General features: G+C 40.4%; 31 protein-coding genes. 11 read left to right on the forward strand and 20 right to left on the reverse strand.

Features of this window, described 5'->3' with window-relative positions:
* The first annotated feature begins 11 nt into the window (after positions 1-11).
* On the forward strand, positions 12-1,022 hold the full coding sequence (locus ACMX3D_RS09050; RefSeq protein ID WP_482751090.1) for a zinc-dependent alcohol dehydrogenase family protein: 1,011 nt from the start codon (positions 12-14) through the stop codon (positions 1,020-1,022).
* A 61-nt stretch (positions 1,023-1,083) separates the two neighbouring features.
* Here the strand turns inward: ACMX3D_RS09050 and ACMX3D_RS09055 are convergent, their stop codons facing one another.
* The 14 genes from ACMX3D_RS09055 to ACMX3D_RS09120 all read right to left on the reverse strand — a co-directional run bounded on the left by ACMX3D_RS09055 (position 1,084) and on the right by ACMX3D_RS09120 (position 8,644).
* A complete protein-coding gene (locus ACMX3D_RS09055; protein ID WP_482751091.1) occupies positions 1,084-1,290 on the reverse strand; it encodes a hypothetical protein in 207 nt (68 codons plus the stop codon).
* 13 nt (positions 1,291-1,303) lie between these two features.
* On the reverse strand, positions 1,304-1,501 hold the full coding sequence (locus ACMX3D_RS09060) for a hypothetical protein (protein ID WP_482751092.1): 198 nt from the start codon (positions 1,499-1,501) through the stop codon (positions 1,304-1,306).
* A 44-nt stretch (positions 1,502-1,545) separates the two neighbouring features.
* A complete protein-coding gene (locus tag ACMX3D_RS09065; RefSeq protein ID WP_482751093.1) occupies positions 1,546-1,911 on the reverse strand; it encodes a hypothetical protein in 366 nt (121 codons plus the stop codon).
* Positions 1,908-2,420, reverse strand: a complete 513-nt coding sequence (locus ACMX3D_RS09070) for a hypothetical protein (RefSeq protein WP_482751094.1) — start codon at positions 2,418-2,420, stop codon at positions 1,908-1,910. Before ACMX3D_RS09070 ends, ACMX3D_RS09065 begins: the two co-directional genes overlap by 4 nt.
* 1 nt (position 2,421) lies before the next feature.
* On the reverse strand, positions 2,422-2,829 hold the full coding sequence (locus tag ACMX3D_RS09075; protein ID WP_482751095.1) for a gp53-like domain-containing protein: 408 nt from the start codon (positions 2,827-2,829) through the stop codon (positions 2,422-2,424).
* A 1-nt stretch (position 2,830) separates the two neighbouring features.
* A complete protein-coding gene (locus ACMX3D_RS09080; protein ID WP_482751096.1) occupies positions 2,831-3,142 on the reverse strand; it encodes a hypothetical protein in 312 nt (103 codons plus the stop codon).
* Positions 3,142-3,453 carry a hypothetical protein gene (locus ACMX3D_RS09085; protein WP_482751097.1) on the reverse strand — a complete coding sequence of 104 codons (312 nt, stop codon included), beginning with the start codon at positions 3,451-3,453 and terminating at the stop codon, positions 3,142-3,144. Before ACMX3D_RS09085 ends, ACMX3D_RS09080 begins: the two co-directional genes overlap by 1 nt.
* Before the next feature lie 4 nt (positions 3,454-3,457).
* Positions 3,458-3,826 (reverse strand): hypothetical protein, encoded by a 369-nt coding sequence (locus tag ACMX3D_RS09090; protein WP_482751098.1) that lies wholly within the window; start codon positions 3,824-3,826, stop codon positions 3,458-3,460.
* Positions 3,819-4,181, reverse strand: coding sequence for a hypothetical protein (locus ACMX3D_RS09095; protein WP_482751099.1), 363 nt, complete (start codon positions 4,179-4,181; stop codon positions 3,819-3,821). Before ACMX3D_RS09095 ends, ACMX3D_RS09090 begins: the two co-directional genes overlap by 8 nt.
* Positions 4,182-4,238: 57 nt before the next feature.
* Complete coding sequence (locus ACMX3D_RS09100; RefSeq protein ID WP_482751100.1) at positions 4,239-4,595, reverse strand: hypothetical protein; 357 nt, start codon at positions 4,593-4,595, stop codon at positions 4,239-4,241.
* 113 nt (positions 4,596-4,708) lie between these two features.
* Positions 4,709-5,527 (reverse strand): hypothetical protein, encoded by an 819-nt coding sequence (locus ACMX3D_RS09105; RefSeq protein WP_482751101.1) that lies wholly within the window; start codon positions 5,525-5,527, stop codon positions 4,709-4,711.
* Between the two features lie 3 nt (positions 5,528-5,530).
* Complete coding sequence (locus ACMX3D_RS09110; protein ID WP_482751102.1) at positions 5,531-7,771, reverse strand: hypothetical protein; 2,241 nt, start codon at positions 7,769-7,771, stop codon at positions 5,531-5,533.
* A complete protein-coding gene (locus ACMX3D_RS09115; RefSeq protein ID WP_482751103.1) occupies positions 7,764-8,306 on the reverse strand; it encodes a hypothetical protein in 543 nt (180 codons plus the stop codon). Before ACMX3D_RS09115 ends, ACMX3D_RS09110 begins: the two co-directional genes overlap by 8 nt.
* 2 nt (positions 8,307-8,308) lie before the next feature.
* Positions 8,309-8,644 carry a hypothetical protein gene (locus ACMX3D_RS09120; protein WP_482751104.1) on the reverse strand — a complete coding sequence of 112 codons (336 nt, stop codon included), beginning with the start codon at positions 8,642-8,644 and terminating at the stop codon, positions 8,309-8,311.
* A gap of 216 nt (positions 8,645-8,860) precedes the next feature.
* Between ACMX3D_RS09120 and ACMX3D_RS09125 the strand changes: the two genes are divergently transcribed.
* Complete coding sequence (locus tag ACMX3D_RS09125) at positions 8,861-9,466, forward strand: tyrosine-type recombinase/integrase (protein ID WP_482751105.1); 606 nt, start codon at positions 8,861-8,863, stop codon at positions 9,464-9,466.
* Positions 9,463-9,621, forward strand: coding sequence for a hypothetical protein (locus ACMX3D_RS09130; RefSeq protein ID WP_482751106.1), 159 nt, complete (start codon positions 9,463-9,465; stop codon positions 9,619-9,621). The genes ACMX3D_RS09125 and ACMX3D_RS09130 overlap by 4 nt, the downstream gene beginning before the upstream one ends.
* A 164-nt stretch (positions 9,622-9,785) precedes the next feature.
* Here ACMX3D_RS09130 and ACMX3D_RS09135 read toward each other — a convergent pair whose 3' ends face one another.
* Genes ACMX3D_RS09135 through ACMX3D_RS09160 form a run of 6 tightly spaced genes read right to left on the reverse strand, consistent with a single transcriptional unit; the run spans position 9,786 to position 11,820 of the window.
* A complete protein-coding gene (locus tag ACMX3D_RS09135; RefSeq protein ID WP_482751107.1) occupies positions 9,786-9,920 on the reverse strand; it encodes a hypothetical protein in 135 nt (44 codons plus the stop codon).
* Positions 9,920-10,162, reverse strand: a complete 243-nt coding sequence (locus ACMX3D_RS09140; protein ID WP_482751108.1) for a hypothetical protein — start codon at positions 10,160-10,162, stop codon at positions 9,920-9,922. The genes ACMX3D_RS09135 and ACMX3D_RS09140 overlap by 1 nt, the downstream gene beginning before the upstream one ends.
* Positions 10,159-10,596 carry a hypothetical protein gene (locus ACMX3D_RS09145; protein WP_482751109.1) on the reverse strand — a complete coding sequence of 146 codons (438 nt, stop codon included), beginning with the start codon at positions 10,594-10,596 and terminating at the stop codon, positions 10,159-10,161. The genes ACMX3D_RS09140 and ACMX3D_RS09145 overlap by 4 nt, the downstream gene beginning before the upstream one ends.
* Positions 10,593-11,243: a hypothetical protein gene (locus ACMX3D_RS09150; RefSeq protein ID WP_482751110.1), complete on the reverse strand. Its 651-nt coding sequence runs from the start codon at positions 11,241-11,243 to the stop codon at positions 10,593-10,595. The genes ACMX3D_RS09145 and ACMX3D_RS09150 overlap by 4 nt, the downstream gene beginning before the upstream one ends.
* Positions 11,244-11,250: 7 nt before the next feature.
* The gene (locus tag ACMX3D_RS09155) at positions 11,251-11,376 is read right to left on the reverse strand and encodes a hypothetical protein (RefSeq protein WP_482751111.1); all 126 of its coding nucleotides are present in this window, start codon (positions 11,374-11,376) and stop codon (positions 11,251-11,253) included.
* 39 nt (positions 11,377-11,415) lie between these two features.
* On the reverse strand, positions 11,416-11,820 hold the full coding sequence (locus ACMX3D_RS09160) for a hypothetical protein (protein WP_482751112.1): 405 nt from the start codon (positions 11,818-11,820) through the stop codon (positions 11,416-11,418).
* Between the two features lie 518 nt (positions 11,821-12,338).
* On the opposite strand from ACMX3D_RS09160, the gene ACMX3D_RS09165 reads away from it, so the two are divergent.
* From ACMX3D_RS09165 to arsS, 8 genes are all read left to right on the forward strand, one after another.
* A complete protein-coding gene (locus ACMX3D_RS09165) occupies positions 12,339-12,518 on the forward strand; it encodes a hypothetical protein (RefSeq protein WP_482751113.1) in 180 nt (59 codons plus the stop codon).
* Between the two features lie 180 nt (positions 12,519-12,698).
* Entirely contained in the window at positions 12,699-12,938 is a 240-nt protein-coding gene (locus ACMX3D_RS09170) for a hypothetical protein (protein ID WP_482751114.1), read from the forward strand.
* Entirely contained in the window at positions 12,935-13,399 is a 465-nt protein-coding gene (locus ACMX3D_RS09175; RefSeq protein ID WP_482751115.1) for a hypothetical protein, read from the forward strand. The genes ACMX3D_RS09170 and ACMX3D_RS09175 overlap by 4 nt, the downstream gene beginning before the upstream one ends.
* A gap of 13 nt (positions 13,400-13,412) precedes the next feature.
* Positions 13,413-13,736, forward strand: coding sequence for a hypothetical protein (locus tag ACMX3D_RS09180; protein WP_482751116.1), 324 nt, complete (start codon positions 13,413-13,415; stop codon positions 13,734-13,736).
* A 299-nt stretch (positions 13,737-14,035) separates the two neighbouring features.
* Complete coding sequence (locus tag ACMX3D_RS09185) at positions 14,036-15,424, forward strand: IS110 family transposase (RefSeq protein ID WP_482751117.1); 1,389 nt, start codon at positions 14,036-14,038, stop codon at positions 15,422-15,424.
* A gap of 150 nt (positions 15,425-15,574) precedes the next feature.
* On the forward strand, positions 15,575-16,543 hold the full coding sequence (arsM, locus tag ACMX3D_RS09190; protein WP_482751118.1) for an arsenosugar biosynthesis arsenite methyltransferase ArsM: 969 nt from the start codon (positions 15,575-15,577) through the stop codon (positions 16,541-16,543).
* Positions 16,544-16,558: 15 nt separating this feature from the next.
* On the forward strand, positions 16,559-17,518 hold the full coding sequence (locus ACMX3D_RS09195) for an inorganic phosphate transporter (RefSeq protein ID WP_482751119.1): 960 nt from the start codon (positions 16,559-16,561) through the stop codon (positions 17,516-17,518).
* A 48-nt stretch (positions 17,519-17,566) separates the two neighbouring features.
* A complete protein-coding gene (gene arsS, locus ACMX3D_RS09200) occupies positions 17,567-18,562 on the forward strand; it encodes an arsenosugar biosynthesis radical SAM (seleno)protein ArsS (protein ID WP_482751120.1) in 996 nt (331 codons plus the stop codon).
* Positions 18,563-18,874 lie beyond the last annotated feature (312 nt).

Genomic DNA, 18,874 nt, shown 5'->3' on the forward strand with positions numbered 1-18,874 from the left:
GGTGCAAGTTTATGAAAGCTTACGAAATTCAAAGCAATGCAGGAATTGATGCTTTAAAGCTAGTTGAACGTCCGCAACCCCAACCCGCAGCTGGACAAGTTCTTATTAAGATAAGAGCAACATCGCTGAATTATCGTGACTTACTGGTAGCTGAGGGAAGCTATGGTTCTGGGTTGAAATATCCCTTAATTCCCATGTCTGATGGTGCGGGGGAAGTTGTCGCCGTGGGTGAAGGTGTAACGCGGGTGAAAAAAGGCGATCGCGTCGCCGGAATTTTCTTTCAAGATTGGATTTACGGTTCCTTAACCAGAGAGAAAATGAAGTCTGACTTGGGTGGCGGTATCGACGGAATGCTGGCTGAGTACGTTGTGCTACACCAAGATGGGCTGGTTATTTTACCAGATCACCTTTCCTACACCGAAGGGGCAACTTTACCCTGTGCTGCTGTTACAGCTTGGCACGCTTTAGTGACGAAAGGAAACATCAGCGCCAATGATACCGTATTGTTGCTGGGTACTGGCGGAGTTTCGATATTTGCCCTTCAGTTTGCCAAACTTCACGGCGCGAGAGTCATCATTACTTCCAGCAGCGATGAGAAATTAGCACAAGCAAAAAAACTGGGTGCTGATGAAATTATCAACTACAAAACTACACCCAATTGGGAAAAGCAAGTTTACGAGTTAACCAATCGCGTTGGTGTAGATCATGTAGTCGAAGTAGGCGGTACAGGTACTTTACCACAATCATTACAAGCAGTCAGAATTGGCGGACGTGTTAGCTTAATCGGTGTGTTGACAGGAAGAGGTAGTGAGATTGATCCCATGCCCATACTATTTAAAAATCTCACAGTGCAAGGAATTTATGTAGGCAGCCGAGAAATGTTTGAAACTATGAATCAAGCAATATCTCAACATCAAATCTTCCCCATCATTGATTTAGTGTTTCCGTTCACCGCCGCCCCAGAAGCTTATCATTACCTCAAAACTGCCGCCCACTTCGGTAAAGTCGTCATTGAAATGTAATTCATCCTTCACACTTCATACTTTCCTCTTGCTTCCCCCTCTCAGGAGAATCCCCAGTGACCTAACTGCGATCGCGTTCTTGCTCTTTTCCAGGAACAATATTTGTTAATTGGTTCCCGTTGACCTTAAAATCCCAAGTTTCGCCGTTAACGTTCTGAGGATGAATGTAGAACAGCCAGCCGCCATCCCGATGTTCTGCCCTCAGTGAAAAATCAATAGCTTTCCCTTGGTGAAGGTTGAAATACTGCTCTAATGTGTGCTGAGTCATATTCCCCACAGATTTATTTAGGTTGAACTTGCTGATCAGCGGCGGGCTGCTGTGCTGGCATTCTGGCTAAGACCACAGTTAGCGCAGATGAAACAGCGGCTATGGTTTGCGCCCAACCGGAACCAATTACTCCAGCATTGCCTAATGTACTGGAGGCAACTGCAACAGATCCAAAAATAGCTGTAAGCCTGTCTAATGTTCGTTGATTCATATTTTTATGTTGGTAATCGCTTATTTCAGCATTCCCAGGAATAATTAATATTCATCATCCCGAAGAACAAACCCAGACTCCTTAGTAAGGAATCCGGCCAGCTGTTTAATTAAACCCCTTAGCCGTTTAAACTTATGTTCTAGCCGTTGATCAAAATCGTGGATACGGTAATCGTAGTGTTCTTTTTTTCCTTGATACTCAGTCAAGTGAACATCTAGTTTTTTTTCAACCGTGTAAAGCCTATCAATAACATTATCTCTAAGTTGATCAACTTCTTTTAAGACATTCGTCTCTACTGCTTTAATTTTTGAATTTATGTTGGCTTCTATTTGAGCAAGTCTGTATATACCACCAACAATCATAAATATAAGAGTAAAAACAGTTACAGCATTATTAGCGTCAATTTTCATACTTGTTCTGATGGTACTCTGCTTGTCATAGAGCCATCTTGTATAAATTCAAAAGGCATATAGCAGTTTTTGGCGATTTCATTCCATTGATCAACAGCAGATGCCAAAGGGTGATTTTCTGTCGATTGCAAAACAAGATTCCACAATAATTTCAAATCATCAAGATTGAAATCTTGGCGATTAGTCACACCTAAACTAATTGCTAAAGTCTCAAGTCTACGTACAGCATCTTTATCAGTAGCATCAGAAATAAATTGATTGTACGCAGCATTAGCCTGCATACTCCTATTGAATTCAGCCCAATTGATTTGAGGCGCAACCGTTGATTGTGGCTGAGATGCAGCTAAAATAATCTGCCCGTTTTCCAGTATATACTGCTCAGGATTCGAGCTTAATTCCTGCCATTTATCATTGCTGATTTGAATAGCCGATTCAGGAATCAGGCTATTGATTTGGTCATTAAAAAAACCATTGATTCGGTTATTTTCATCAAAACTAACGTAGTACATATTAAAGACCTATAGCAAATACTGTAAAATTGGGACTTGCACTAGCTAAAGTAGTTTCGTAGACAATTTTGGCTGTGACTTTACTGTTCGTTAAACTATCAAAAATCAGATTCATGAAAAAAGTTGCTGGCATCGTAGTATTTTGGCAGCCAACACATTGATAAACCGTGTTAAACGAAACAGGAAAAGTAATATCAAAGTTATATATTGTTCCGCCTGTAAATTGTTGAGTGGGAACAGTAAAACGTCTCCATTGTAAAATCAACCCATTGGGTAATTTTATCCAACCAGAATTAGCTGCTAACGATTGACTAGCGCCTAAATTAGCCCAAGCAATAGCAGCATCAGCTAAATCGCTTAAATTATAATTTTTTTGTAGTGCTGTATTGTTGGGGTTAGTTAAAGGCATATTATGTTAGTTCTCGTACTAAAGCATTACCGTTGGCAGCATCCCAAATACCAGAAATTGCACCAGTGTAACTGAATGGAATTTCGTAATAGCCACCAGCCGCTAATATAGCAACAAAGGCACTTGCAGAAGCAGTAACACCAAACTCAATATAAAGATTAGCGGTGCTTTTATTCCAAATAGTCCCGCCTTTGCGGTTACTGTTAGAAGCCAAAATCGTGATGCTGGTTGTAGAGGCGCTGACACTGCTTGGTGTAGAAGTGCTACTTGTTGATTCAAGTACAGTAACGCTGGCAGGATTATATAAAGCCATTATTCAACACACTCCGTAAAAGAAACTTTAGCCGCAAATTTAGAAACAGCACAAACTGTTCCAATATAGAGATTATTAAAATTAATTTCGTAGCTACCACCGGGTTTGATTGAAATTCCTTTGTTAGCTACTTTATCAAGCTCACTAAACACTAAAAGAATTTCCACAGGTGAAACATTCATTAAAAGAGCATATTTTCTAGCAGTGTTAGCTTTTAATATCACTACAGGAACATTAGCAGTAAGCTCTTTATCTAAATGAATGCAACTATCAAATACAGGAATTGCAATACTAGGTGGATTATTAATCATTTACTTAAAGCCAAGCTTCTAATTTTAAATTCCACTGAGCAAAGTTTTGATTGGGTGTCAGTGGTAAATATTTTGATGCTCTAATAATTGCTGGCGTTCGGATAATGTAGCCTTCAGAAATTAAAGGCTCTGGAATCCGAAACTCATAAATTGTTGGGAAATCTCGTACCTTAATGTAATAAGGCAAAGAAGCATCACTATTAGGATAATGAAAGATTAAGTAAGCAGCGCTTTTAAACTTCCAAATGTTCCAATCATCCAAATTTTGGATTGTAGTAGTAATGCGAAAAGTTTCAGAAGCTATCACATTATTGGGGAAAAGCTGCCAAGAATTTGTAACAGTTAATTCCCCAATTAAATCCCAACTAGCCACGAGAAGTTACGCGTCGTGCAAAGCCAACAGAAGTAATAACACCACTAGTACCGCCAGGAATAGTAATTGTATTGTCTACTAATTCATCCAATGCAGTAGCAAGTTTATCTTTGGCTACGAGCAATTTAATTGTGGTGGATTTACCGTCAGTTTTGCGAACCCTACAAGTAACGCGTCGGATAATGCCTTTAAGCAAAAGTTCTTTGACAGCATAATTAGGTAAATCTTCATCGTCTGCGGTTGCTTCAGTTATACCTACAGATGTCGCATTTGCACCAATGTATAACCCATCTGTACCCAAAAAAGCGTATTTAACAGTGCCAATAGTGGCAAGCAGCTTAGTAAGTTTTGGCATTTCTTTGTACTTAAATCTTGATGTCTAACTAATGATTCAACAGTTCAAAAGTGAGGTTTAACCCAAAGTAATGTGAGTTGGGTAATATGCAGTTTTGATTAAATTCGAGCGATACGATTGACCTGTTAATGTAGCTCTCGCTTGAGTCGATTTTTCTGTTGCTACAATCAGCGTTGCAGTTCTGCGCTTGAGGTTTTGAATAAACGAAACTTTGATTTTTCTAACTAACCCTTCAGCTATGGCACGTCCAACTGTTGTTGAGGGAACGCCCGCAGGAGGATCACCAGCTAACTTGACTACTCCCAAAGCAGTGCCAAGTCCGTCATAAACATCTGGTAAAACCAAAATAATGGCATTAGTTCCACTGCCGACTACATGAGGTTTATTCTCTACACCTTTAACTCTTGAAGCCATATTTAAAATGTAAAAATGTCTGTATGCCAGTTATATCAATAGGTACAGACGTTCTAGGTTTTAGGAAACTTTAAAAGTTTCCTTGGATCATGGAGTGATATTACAGTTTTGCATCAGACAGCAACTAGCCCACCGTAACGGTAAGTAGTGTCTACCAAAAATACAGGTATTGGCTTGCCCGGAATTTCCATATAGGCATACCGAAACCTAACATTAGCTGTTGGGCGAAACTTCTTTTTCTTTTTGGTTTGACCATAGACAATGTATGTTTCTGGGGCAGCGGTATTTGAACGTTTAGGAACTGCTACACTCAGCCTATCTTGGTCGTAGGTTGTGTTAGTTAATTGCAATAGCTTTTTGATAATATCTACGGCATCACTTTCTGTATTGCCGTAAACCCTCAATCTGTAACCACGTTCTTTGTGAAAATATAAATACTGAGTTTTACCTTTAGTTAAAATAATTCCTTGTCTACCGCTGACAAATAAACTTTTAATTTCTGTGGCTAAAGTTCTGGCTTTTGATTCAGTAATTGTTGATTGAGTTTCAGATATTAATCTAAAGCTATACTCAGCATCTAATCGTGTTTCATTGTTTGGTACTGATTCAGCATCCTGACTAAAGTAAAAACAAATTTTTGGATGGCCACTAACAGGTGGTTCAAACTCATCATTGCTACCGTAAAGAATGGCTAAATTAGCCCGTCCATAACCCAATACATCATAAAAAAGTTTATGCCTCATAGCCATGACCGGGGCTGAATCTTCATCGGTCATGGTGCAAGCAACACGCAATGAACCTCTAGGGGTATTAACTTCAGGTTCCCAAGAGTCACCCAAGTCTTTGAAATACTCTAAAACTTGTCTATTAAATTGCTGACGATAAACGTTTTGGAAATGTTCAAAAGTGCCAAAGTTTTCTGGTAGTGGCATAAATTACTCATTTGCATTGAAGATATCAGCTAATGCTGTGACAGCACCTTGAGAGATGGTTTTACTAGTATCTTGTAGGGCTTTAGTTTGTTCAGCTTCTGGTAAATTTACACCCTTTGGTTTTTCTGGGTCTTCTTTGACTGCTTTGACTAATTCAGTGGTGGAATTATTGAATTCAGTTACAGCATTGACAACATCAATCGGGGCTTGTGTAACCATTTGAATTGTTGATGCACCTTGCTGTGCATTCTCAAAGAAATTTAAAACTCGGCTGTGATAATTCGGCTGAGGATTAAACCACTGATAGGCTTTTTCACCAACTACACCCCAAATTCTTAAGGCATTACCTATCTTGCCGCTCATGCCACCAAGAATTTCTAATCCATTAATAATTGTGTGACCGATGTTAGTAAAGTTATTTATAACGTTGGTTGTTGCTTGATAAATTATATTAGCTTTCGCCCAAGCTGTAGAAATAGTTGCGTAATTTTCAGCACCAACAATGGATTTTACAAAATTCTCAACGGTGCTATTGATAACTGAGCCAATATCAAATGCTTGCCCGTTGTCGTCTTTCAATCCTATTAACTGAAGTACATTGCTTAACGCTCCAAGTAATGTTTGTCCAATGTCATTACTAAGCATGAAAGCATTATGAATTGTAGCTGCAAGCGTGAGTAAATTTATTGCTCTATCGATTTGCAACCACTTGAAGCCATTAATAAGTTTTGTGGCAATGCCTCCCGGTAATTGTGGGCCAAGTTTGCCATTGATTGTATTGAGTAGTGTTAGCTGTGCGGTATTAGCCCCGGCATTAAATTTATTAAGCAGGTCGTTTATTCTGTTATTCGTATTGTTGTTAATATCGCCAATAGCGTCGTTCATCATCTTTCTAGAACAACCCCCCGGTTGTGTTGTTCTACAGTTTCCCGTTGCCGCCGCGGTGACTGTCTGTTCATAGTTCAGTGGTTTGGGGATTGCTGCCACTGCATAACCCAGATAATCGAGCTTACCTAAAATTTTGTTTACTGTAGCGTCATCCACATCTTTACCATCCTTGCCATCTTTACCATCTCTGCCATCTTTACCGGGTCTTCCTGTTAATCCTGGTATGCCAGGTAAACCGTCTTTACCATCTTTACCGGGCTGTCCAGGTAAATAAATTACTGTAGTCACGCCGTCTCTGCCGTCTTTACCATCCCTGCCAGGTGTACCTTTGGGCGGATTGCGTAAAAGTTGATTGATTTTTTCTAATGCTTCGTTGGCTGTTCCCTGCGCTCTATCGGCTTTAGTTTCAATAGGTGGTATACGTTCACCAATGCGCTGTACTTGCTCAAATGCTTTCCTGGCTGTATTTGCAGCATCATCTACTTTTGGCATGATCGTATCTAGACGACTGCTTACGCTGTTTACTTTGTCAAAAGCACTGGCCGCAGTAGCATCAGCGTTGACCGCCAGCTGTTCGGCTCTGCCTGCTCTAGCTTCTGCGGTGGCGGCTTTACCGCTTGCCCTATTTGCTTCGGCAATAGCTTCACCACTATATGAAATAGCTGTATCAGCTTTACCCACTGCTTGCCGTGCTATGCCTTGCGCCTGATCAGCACTGCTTTCGGCATTTGATGCTCTAGTGTTGGCGTTGTCTGCTGAATTTTTAGCCTGTTGCGCTAGACCTTTTATTCCAGGCAATAACCCCAATATTTGAGATAGACCAGCATCCACAGTGTCTACTCTTGCTTCTACCGCATCAATGCGACTACCTAAAGTAAGCAAGGTGGCAACGCTGACTGCTAATGATGCCAGTGAGGCAATAATGCCAACGATAGCAGCTGCAATATTAGCTATCTTTGCAAGTGCGTTTAAAGCGTTTTTATTTGCTGCTGCTGCGTTGTTGATGGCTTCTAATGCTCTGCCAAGTGCGGTTTTAGCAGTATTATCAGCGCCCTTGGCGATATCTCCTACTGTGCGGATAGCGCTTTCATTTTGATATGCCCTCTCAAGTGCTTGCCTAGCTCGTTCTATACTACTATTTGCTAGTTTTTCGGCTGCGTCGGCTGTTGCTTGAACTGGTGCGATTTTACTGGCAATGATAGCAGCGGCTATCTGTGGTATTTGAGGCATAATACTAGCCTCTGTAACAGATTTAGCCTTGGCAACAATGGCTTCTTCATTTACCTTTGGTATTGCTGCTATTTCTGCCCTAAGCGCGGCTATTTCTGCTCTTAATTCGCTACAAGAATCAGCCATTGTTTAAATTTTTAACTAAATTTCTAATTGCCTTTATTTCCCCAGCTAATTCGCCGCAGTCAACACAGCAATAGCCAGGATATTGACCCGAAGGACATTCACATTGTCCTTCTGGACATCGCGCACAAAGAACTTCAAAATTGCAAGGACAAGCACCAATATTAATAAAAACGGTTTCGTTATTTTCGTTTTTAATTTCTATCTTGCAGTCGTCACCTGGGCATTTTTCCCCATCAATATATTGAATGGTTGCGCCTTCTTTTACTAGCAGTAGATATTCTGTCCCGTCGCAAAAAGTAATAACAATGTACGGAACATACTGTGTTGTAAAATCCCCAGGAAATACCCCGGCGACAGACTGACAAGAGCTTTCATACCAGCCATAAGCATAGGATTCTATTCTGATGCGATATCCAGAATTATTAGCGTTACCCGTGCTTACTTCTATAGGTGCAAATTGTGTTTGAATTTTCTGTTGTGAGCCACCATTAAAGTTATAAATTACTGTTGGTTTATCACCTGGGTTACAAGTCATGATTATAAGTAGTTGTCAGGGTCAACAGTAAATGAGGTGTCTACAGTTTGTAGGTTTATGTTAAAAGTTACTTGCCGATAGTTAGTATTGTTTCGAGATACTAAACTCTGAAAATCTGATTGACTAATAGTCACTTGAATGTCACTGTTGGTTCCTTGATTGGTTTCGTTTAAATAAGTAGCCATTTGCAAGATGATGGCTACTGCTAAACTCTCAGCAGTATTACTGCTATTTGCAGTTAATCCAACTGCGGCTAAGTCTGTTTTACTGATAGTAATTTCAGAAGCATCTTGAGTGGCGTTTGCTCCAAAAACTTGAGCGAGTGTAGGGGATGCCATACGGATTTATTTTGAAGTGAATAAATCCGTTGTAATCGTGATTTGAAAATCAGTAAATCTTCCAGTTTTATGTAATTTCAGAAGTGTTACCGATGGCGTGTAATCTTTGTGGTGAATAGGATTGACAAGACTTTGGTTAATAACTGAAATACAAAAGCTTCCGGTTTAACCATTGCCGTTGACTAAACCGGAAGTGACTAACACTAAAAATAATTTATGAAAAATAATCGCAATGGACAAGCATCTGTCTTTACGATGGCTGAATATTCCAAAATTAGAAAAAATATTCGTTCTCAAAAATACAAGTTACTTTTGGATCTGGCTTGGTTTACAGGTGAAAGGTGGGGCGCACTCATTCAACTGAAGGTGAGCGATATTTATGAAGCTGACGGTACTCCCCGAAAAATTATTACTTTCCGCGCTAGGACTCGAAAAGCTGTAGGTGGCAAAAAGAAAACTCACAAAACTCGGCAAGTACCTGTACATTCAACACTTAAAGAAGCTTTGCTGGCTTATAAACCTGAGTCTGACTCAGAATGGATGTTTCCCAGCAAACCCAGCTATACCGCATCTGAGGTTAGTAAGCACATTACTCTGCGGTACGCCGATTTAATGTTCCGAGATGCTGTAGAAAGAGCGGGATTAGGGAGTAGGGGGTTTAGCACTCACTCCAGCCGCCGCAGCTTTGCAACTCATCTGGCCAAGAATGGCGTTTCACTGAGAATCATTCAAAGGCTGATGGGATATACAGATTTGAGAATGCTTTCTTTCTACATTGACGTGACTGATGATGACTTAGCTGGAGCGATCGCTACATTATGAAATCTGAGTTATTCCTAAGAATCGAAATTTTCTATTGTCATTTGCAAGCTGGAAATTATGACCACCCTTATCAATTGGCTATGGCGCTAGAAGCATTGGCTAATCAAGCTTGGGATGATGTTGACCAAATTTATCCAAATTGCTTGTTACCATAGGCGAGTTCATAAAACTGATATTGACCTAGTGCGATCGCAACTTGCGAGTAGTAACGCGATCGCATTTTTATTACAATCAAGGCAATAAACTAAAAGCGGTTGCACTGCCTGTTTTCTTGCGATCGCATTTTTTATAAAATGTTCACTACGTATTCAAAGAACGCTTAATGAGACAACATTTCAATAGAAATTTTGAGATAAAAAATCAAAATTAACGAAAAATCAATACTTTCAGCATGAGCAGCAGCCTCCTCAAAAATGGCGATCGCCCAAAATACCTTATTGAGAATGCTTGACACTAGGGGTTACGACGCTCACACAGCTGATAGATAAATTTTTCAAGCTCTGCGGGTGAGTCTTTCAACGAATCCCATGCTGCACGAAGTTCTTGTACGCATTCAGAACGCCATTGCAATTCCTCTTGTGTAATGTTGGGGCATTCACCACACATTTGCTCAGGGTCGTCAACGGAGCATTCACCACTTGGTAGCCAAAGCCATTCACAGGTTTCTCTTGGTTCGATGTAATTGTCTTCAGTCATTGCTTTTCCTCACGCCAGGAGCGGATCAGGTTTTTAATTTCTGCGGGAGTTTGACCGTCAGCAATTGCAGCTTCAACTGCTGACTTTCTCTCAATTGCGATCGCACTTTTGATATTGCCACCAGGGATGTGAATATGATGCAACTTCCGGCCGTCCATCCACAGGTAACGGTAATAATAATGTTCTTTGCCGTACCGAATCACGGTGTACTTTTCTACCCAATGTGACTGTTCTGGAGCAGATTTAGTTGTGTTAGTTGTTGCTTGCTCCAGAACAGTAGAATCGGGTTTTGCCGCTTCGGATGTTTGCTCCAGAACAGTGTCTCTCACGGAATTGGGTTTATCCCAGGTGTCATCGTAAGCACTATTAATTGTTGGTGGGGTGGTGTACTGTTCTAAGTCAAACAATGTTGGCTGCTGCTGCTGGTGTTTCATGTTCCTAATCCCCAGTCTTCCCAGTAGCGCCACTGTAAGCACTCAATCAACCAGCCGGGAGGGTTGAATATTCGCTCGACAGCTGATCGCAGTTTGTACACACCAATAGCTGACAGCACATCATCAAGCGAGTAGCTAAATACTTTTGCTGGTTTTTCAGGGTGATAAAAGATACCAGCTTCTGCACAAACTGCGAGTATCTCCTCTTTCGCGGCTGCACTAGTAGAAGAATTGCTGCTGCTGCTGTTAGGGGGTTGCTCGACTGATTGCGGGTTTGAGGGTTGTGAAGTGAAAGTTTCTTGTCGGTTTTGATAATTTTTTTTCGGCTTGAGCCATTCCAAGGGTCGTGTAACTATTCGGACAATTCGCCACGTAAATTGTTTGACTAACTGGACTACTCTCAGGTCAACGAGTTGGGCTAGGGCATTTTTGAGTGTTGGTCTGGTGTAGCCTTTGCCCCGGTGCTTTTTCACCCACTCGTTGAACTCGGCTAAATCTGGTTCAACTTCATCGCCAATTCCCTGGCGTACTAGCCACTGCCACAGGAGTTTGGCGGCGGGGGCGATTTTATTTTCTAAACAGTATGCGTCGTGTTGCTCCGTCCAGTTGTTGCACTGGGAGTTTTGTAATTTGGTATTTCCTGGCATAATTCGTTCAGATAGATTCCGGCCGCCCAAGTGAGCGGCTTTTAGTTTTTTGGTTATATGCGATCGCTTGTTGTTGAGTAGCGATCGCTCTTGTGTAGTTAATGCTTGGTGTAGTTAAAAATTGCGATCGCAAAACAAAACCGTCCTTACCTATACAGGCAAAGACGGTTTATTAAATATGTTCTAAATTTGTTACTTTTCCACTGTTTTCACGAGTTACCAGATGATAAATATCGCTTTTTATCTGGTTGGATTCTTCTAAAAATTCATTTTCGGCTTCTTCACTTTCTCCCAGCCGCGCCTTTAGCCGGGACTGGTGGGCATGAACATATTCTAAATGCCTCCTCTCCAAAGCTTCTAGGCGCTCTAAGATTTTCCCAGCAGTCGTGTCTCTGACTGGGACGAGTTTCCAATCGGGATTTCCCCTATTGCTATCTTCTCCACTAACGCTGACCTGGAGAGTCCCATCGCTTTGGCTTTCTTGTGCAACTCCTCCCATGCGCTTTGACTTAGCTTGAGTCCTACTGTTGTTACGTCTTCTGCGGATTTTTTCGGTCTTGCCATTTAAGTCATCCATACGTTCCCCTCCATTTTACATGAGCAGAATAATTAAGCATGAGCAAAATGCTTGACAGGGATTCTGCTCATGCTTAATATACATTAAGTATTCTGCATTAGCAAAATACTTTCTCGCTCCCCCCTCACATTGCTAAATGCCCCGTGAGGGCAAAATCAGGAGCCACCACCGCAGCACTAGGCGAATTGCCACCGCAGCGGAAACACCCTAAAAAGTCAAAAGTTAATAGTCAATAGTCATTAGTCATCCGTGACTAGTGTATTTGTACGCTATATCCGGTGCATACTTCACACTTCACAGTTGCACCCATACAGTCATGCTGTTTAGTTTTGGAGGTCACAAGTAGACGAAAAAATTCAGATACAAATAACCAACAATTTTCTATAGGGTTTTATCGTTCGGCGGTCACACCTACCGCCGATTCCCTCTGAAATGAATACAAATTCCCATTGCCAATACCAGCACAAGCAATTGTGTCAGTTTGTGCTGGCTTTTCTCCGAAAAATAGGATTTTTATTATGAGTTACCAAGATGCGATTCGACCTTGGGCAGTTTTTAGCTGCAAACCAACTGGTAATATCTGCGTTGCCCGTTTTTGTAAACGTTCAGATGCCGATGCTTATATGAGCATTCTGCGCGGTCTATCTTCAGGAAATTATGTGGTGGCTTTTGATAAGCCGGTTGAGGTTTCACCATAACTTGAAAGCGATGGCACTCAGGATATGCGATCGCTTCAAACTGAATTCACTACTTCAACCGTTGACCAGTAAAAAATATCACATTACTAGGTCAGTTTTGAAATTTTAATGCGATCGCGACTAACAGCGACGTTACTGCGATCGCATTCCTAAACTCATCGCGACGTGAATTTAAGCATTATGCAAATCATATCAGTTCCCACCGTGTTCACTTGCAAAACACCCACAGCCGGCTGGCTGAATTTAGCTCAAATTCGCCAGCTGCAATTTGAAGAACAACCCAGTCCTGTTGCTGTTGTCACCTGGCACAACGGCGAAACTCAAAGTTTCTTTGGTGAAAATGCCACAGCCATCATGGCCACTTGGCAAGAAGCAAGCACTTGTAATGATTACCGTATCAAAAATCGGAGGCAATTATGAGCCAAGCCGCGATTAGTCGAGGTAAAGAAATTATCAAACAACAGATTCGATTAGCTCAAATTGGTGAAGTAATCCGAATCGCCGTTGAGGATGAGGCAAATTTAGCTCTATTTGAGCAAGCACTCAGGAGTTTTGATGTACAGCGAATGCTTGTACAAAAAGATGTCACAGTTGAATTTTATATTCCACAGTCACCAGTTGAACAAGCTAAAAATCATATCTTGAGCATCATCACAAATGCTGGTGATGATGTGCGAGAAATTATATTTCCATTTCTCGCACAAGATTATGCAGATGCAGAAATAGCCTTAGCTTCCCCTGAAGTTCAAGCAGCACTAAATGAGCGTGGCATTACAGCATCACTTCAGCAAGTATCTAAGCCACAAGAAATCATCGTAGCCAGTATCGACCAAGTAACCAATGGTGACTTAGACAGATTTTTAAGAAAACGTGGAATGTGAAACGAGGATAAACATGAAATATCAAACTATAGTCTACGAACGCTCAATTAAAAAATATGACGATACCCAAACAGCAAAGGTTGAATTAATAGTTGAAGAAGGGGAAGACCCGCATACTGTAATGCAACTGGCTCAAGGATTTGTAAATTCAGAACTAGGACTAAAAGCAGATAAATTAGAAAAAACAATTCAGAGCTTAGAAAGCAAAAAACACAGTCTAGAAAGTGACCTTAGACTTTTAGAAACTAATGTTTCTAATGCTAGAAGCCGATGGGAGAAAATCAAAGAATTTTTTGATAAACACGGAATAGAAGTAGAGGGTGATATCCCGTTTTAATCCGCCTGATGATGGCTACTTGACTCAGTAGCCGAAACGCTGGCAGTTATGCCAGCGTCGCGGGTTGAGTCGCGCAACTCACTCGCCTCTACTTTGTAGAGGGAAATAACACAGCAGTATAGATTTTTCAGGAGAAATGACCTAAAAGGTTTCTGAATTTCACGAATCCACTGCTGTTAATTATTTCCTCCGTGCTGGGTTTAAAAGTGAATTGTTGCACTGTTAATTTGGGTGATTCGTGACCTATTTTAGCACGGTTCTTGCTGCAAATAAATACACCCATTACTGTACCTTGAAAAATGAAAATATTAGGCTTGGATGTGTGTAAAAACAGCGTCGTCGCTTGGGAATTAACATCAATTCCTAAGAACTTTAGAAGCTATTTTAGGGATAATAAACGCCCGAAAGATAACGACCCTTTAACATTTAAAGCTAACGCTGATGGGGTCAATAAACTATTAGGACTAAAGCCCGATGCTATTGTTTTAGAACCCACTGGAGTACATTACAGTTGGATTTGGTCACACATTTGTAAAGCTGAAGGAATTAAAGTGTTGTGGGTTGGACATCAAGAGGCAGTTCATTATAGAAAACAAAACCGACTGCCAGATAAAAATGACCAAGCCGACGCACTTGCACTTGCAGCCTACGCATTACTTCACTGGGAAGATGAAGATTTTTTCTTACAGTTTGAATCTGGTCAAGTAGCAAAAATTCGAGAATGCTGGCTCCAAATACAGTCGCTGAATCGAATCAAGTCACCATGTGCTAACCGGATTCGCCAACAGTTAGCGCGGGAATTCCCCGAAGCTGCACTAATGAAAAGTGATCCAAGTGAAGCCGATGGACTGCCACCGCTTTGGGCTTGGCTTGCAGGTCGAGAACGTCATACAAAAAGAAAAAACTTTTACTATGACAACCTTTACAACAAATCCATTGCTAAACAGTATGGTGTAGAAATTTCTACATTTACCAGACGGCTTGCTAATTTACTGTGCGACTTTCAAGAATGGGAAACTGAGGTAGAGCAAGAGATGCTAGAAATCTTGCACTCGCCACAATTTACCCCTTACTGCCAGGTGATGAGTAAATTTGGTATTGGCTCACGTCCACAAGCTTTACTTCTCAGCCAAATTTACCCAGTTACAAAGTTTGAATCTCTTGGCAGATTTAAACGGCGGCTGGGAATGGCCAAAGATGAAAGCTCCAGTGGTGACAAAGAAACCATGAACACTGGTGCGGGTTCTAAATTGTGCAGATCACAGTTGTATTTGTGGGTTTTGGACATCATAGCTCCCAGCCATGCCCGTCCCAAAAATGAGTTTGGCCAAAAACTGGGGGAATTTTACGATCAGCGCAAAGCCCAATTTCAGGACAATCCAGAACTGTGGAAAAAGAAAGCCGTTGCTAGATTACAAGCCGAGGCACTCAGGGAACTGAAGCGATCGCTGAAGTTAAACTTACTTCCTATGGTCAACAAAGACTTAGCACCACAACTGGAAGCTACTTTAAATTTGACCATGCAAACAGTACAAATGTCACTTACAGCTAATATGGCAGCTGGTGATATTGCTCCTGGAATGAAGGAAAAGGAAGTTAAGAAAGGTTTTGGGAACTTAGTAATTAGCCAAACTGCCGCTTACGGTTGTAGGCTGCTATTCAAAGAATTGAAGAAAACGGTACTATAAACTTGCTACTCCCCTGTTTCTGGGGAGTTTAAAAACACGGCTTAACTATCTGGCTTAACTATCTAAAGTGAAATTCATTTACGCAATAGTCAGTTATATTAGGATGCACAGAGTTGAGTATCCACAAAAAAACCCAAAATTTAGACTGTAATGACTTATTTAGAAACAGCAGCAGAATTTTACCGCGAAGTTGCAGAAACCCCACAAGTAGGGCTTTGTTGTGTACAAAGTTCACCCTTGCAATTCCCTGGCTTAAAAATTCCTTTGCCGATGCAAGAAATGAATTATGGTTGTGGTACAACGGTTCACCCTACAGAACTCATCAACCAACCAACGGTGCTGTATGTTGGCGTTGGCGGCGGGTTAGAAGCGTTGCAATTCGCTTATTTTTCTCGCCGTGCTAGTGCTGTAATTGCTGTTGAACCAGTTGCAGCCATGCGTGAGGCTGCTACACGCAACCTAGAAATTGCTGCCACAGAAAATTCTTGGTTTAAGCCAAATTTTGTCGAAATTCGGGCAGGCGATGCTTTTAATTTGCCTGTAGCTGATGCTTCGGTAGATATTGTTGCGCAGAATTGCCTGTTCAACATTTTTGAACCAGAAGATTTAACCAAGGCTTTAAAAGAAGCATATCGTGTGTTGAAACCAGGCGGACGCTTGCAGATGAGTGATCCCATTGCGACAGGTCCGATTCCTGAACATCTTCAACAAGATGAGCGACTACGAGCCATGTGTTTATCAGGCGCTCTTACCTATCAAGAGTATACCCAACGCATTATTGATGCTGGCTTTGGTCAAATTGAAATTCGCGCCCGTCGTCCGTATCGGTTACTCGATACTCAAACTTACAACTTAGAAGAAAACCTACTTTTAGAAAGTCTTGATTCGGTTTCTTTCAAAGTTGCAATTCCTGAAGATGGCGCTTGTATTTTTACTGGCAAGACAGCAATTTACTGTGGTGCAGAATCTTTGTTTGATGACGGAGCAGGGCATCTGCTTCAGCGTGGGATTCCCGCAGCAGTTTGTGATAAAACTGCTGCTAAACTGGCAGATTTAGAGCCAGAACAAATCATAATAACTGATTCAACCTGGCACTATAACGGTGGTGGTTGCTGTTAAAATTTAAACTTTAAAATGTTAATTATTAGCTTATTTTTGGCTACGCTATTTTTAGCTTACTCTAATGGAGCAAATGACAACTTTAAAGGTGTAGCAACGCTGTTTGGTAGTGGGACAACTAGCTACCAAACAGCGATTTTATGGGCGACTATGACGACCTTTGCAGGTGCAGTGACTTCGATATTTTTGGCTGGTGCATTAGTCAAAAGCTTTTCTGGACAAGGCATTTTTCCAGATGAAATTGCTAATGTGCCAGAAATTCATTTAGCCGTAGCGATCGCATCTGGTGTTACAGTGTTAATGGCTGCTTTGACAGGATTTCCTATTTCTACAACCCACAGTTTAACAGGTAGTTTGCTAGGGGCGGGATTAGTTGCGATCGGTCTTAAAGTTAATTTTACTGTATTAGTAAACTCTTTTATTTTACCTTTATTATTTAGTCCCCTAATCGCCATATTTTTAGGTGCGGGAATTTACAAATTAGTTGAATATTTCCATACTCAATTAAACTTGTTAACCAATCAAAAAATGCTAGACACTCTGCATTTTATCAGTGCTGGCGTTGTCAGTTTTGCTAGAGGCATGAATCACACTCCAAAATTGGTTGGGATTATTTTGATTATTGAATATTTTTCGATTCAAGGCGGAATGTTAACCATAGCAATGGCAATGGGACTGGGTGGTTTACTCAATTCCCAAAGAATTGCTGCAACTATGAGTACAAGAATAACTTCGATGAATTCTACTCAAGGTTTATCTGCTAATATTGTTACAGGATTTTTAGCGATCGCAGCTAGTTATTTAGGTTTACCCATTTCCACAACTCATGTTGCAGTTAGTTCCATTGTTGGTGTGGGTTTAACTGAAAAAAAAGTGAATTTACGTGTTTTTTCACAAATTATTATTTCTTGGATTTTGACTTTACCCACTGCTGCAATTATTAGTGGTATAGCCTATAGATTGTTGCAAGGTTAAATATTTAGAATTTTATTGCATTTATTTCTAGTTTAGGATGATCAACTTATGCAAACTACCTCAATTACAAAAGTTACTGCCTTCAACCAGAAATTAAATACTCCTTTAACCAAAAAGAAAATTACTGTTTTACAAATTAACTTAGGTAAACGCTGTAACCTCGCCTGCACCCATTGTCATGTTGAAGCTAGTCCAAAACGCACAGAAGAATTGTCTCCAGAAATTTGCACACAATTAATTGAATTAATTTATAAATTTCCCGAAGTTGAAATTGTTGATTTAACTGGTGGCGCACCAGAAATGAACTATGGATTTAAACCGCTAGTAGAAGCAGCTAGAAAAACTGGTAAACAGGTAATTGTCCGGTCTAATTTGACGATTTATTTTGAAGATGGTTTTGGTGATTTACCAGAATATTTTGCTCAACATCAAGTTAGAGTAGTTGCTTCTCTGCCTTGTTACTTAGCCGATAATGTTGATAAAATGCGCGGTGCTGGAGTTTTTGATAATTCTATCAAAGCTTTACAGTGGCTCAACCAAGTGGGATATGGTCAAGACCCTAAGTTGATTTTAGATTTGGTGTATAATCCCCAGTTGCCCACAAGTGAAAAGTTTTCTCTAGCTCCTGACCAAAATAATTTAGAGCGAGATTATAAAAAGTTTTTGAAAGATAATTTTAATATTGAATTTAATAATTTATTTACTATCACAAATCTACCAGTTGGTAGAACCAAAATGTATTTAGAGCGCAAAAAACTCTACATTCCCTATCTACAATTTTTGGAATCTCATTTTAATGTCAGTACCATTGAGCATTTAATGTGTCGTAATGAACTTTCGATTGATTATTTGGGCAATGTTTATGATTGTGATTTTAACCAAATGATGAATCTACCAGCCAAAAATGCCAATGGGAAAAACTTAACAGTTACTCAATTATTAGCAGCTAGTAATTTAGACTTAATTCCTGAGGTACAAACCGCCGCCTATTGCTATGGTTGTACGGCTGGAAGTGGTTCTAGCTGTGGTGGTGCTTTAATTTAAAATTTAGTGCAGAAAGAATTAAAAACATAAGAATTTAGGTTTATGTCATCAAACGATAATCTTGCTGCAATTTTTATTAAGTGTGGGTCAATAATCTTTCCAGGGGTTATATGATCAGATTAGTTAAGTCTCCTCACACCACACTATAAAACCGTAGAAATTATATCTTTCTACGGTTTTTATTTTGTCTTAAAAGAGTATTGATGTGAATTAGGTCTGTACTTGCCAAAAAATTCTGTTACCAAAATTGTTACGAGCGTGTAGCAAACTACTCAGTTACCTTATCATGATATGTAGTTAAGCTCCTCACAC

The organism is Anabaena sp. TISTR 8404 (genome assembly GCF_056847745.1).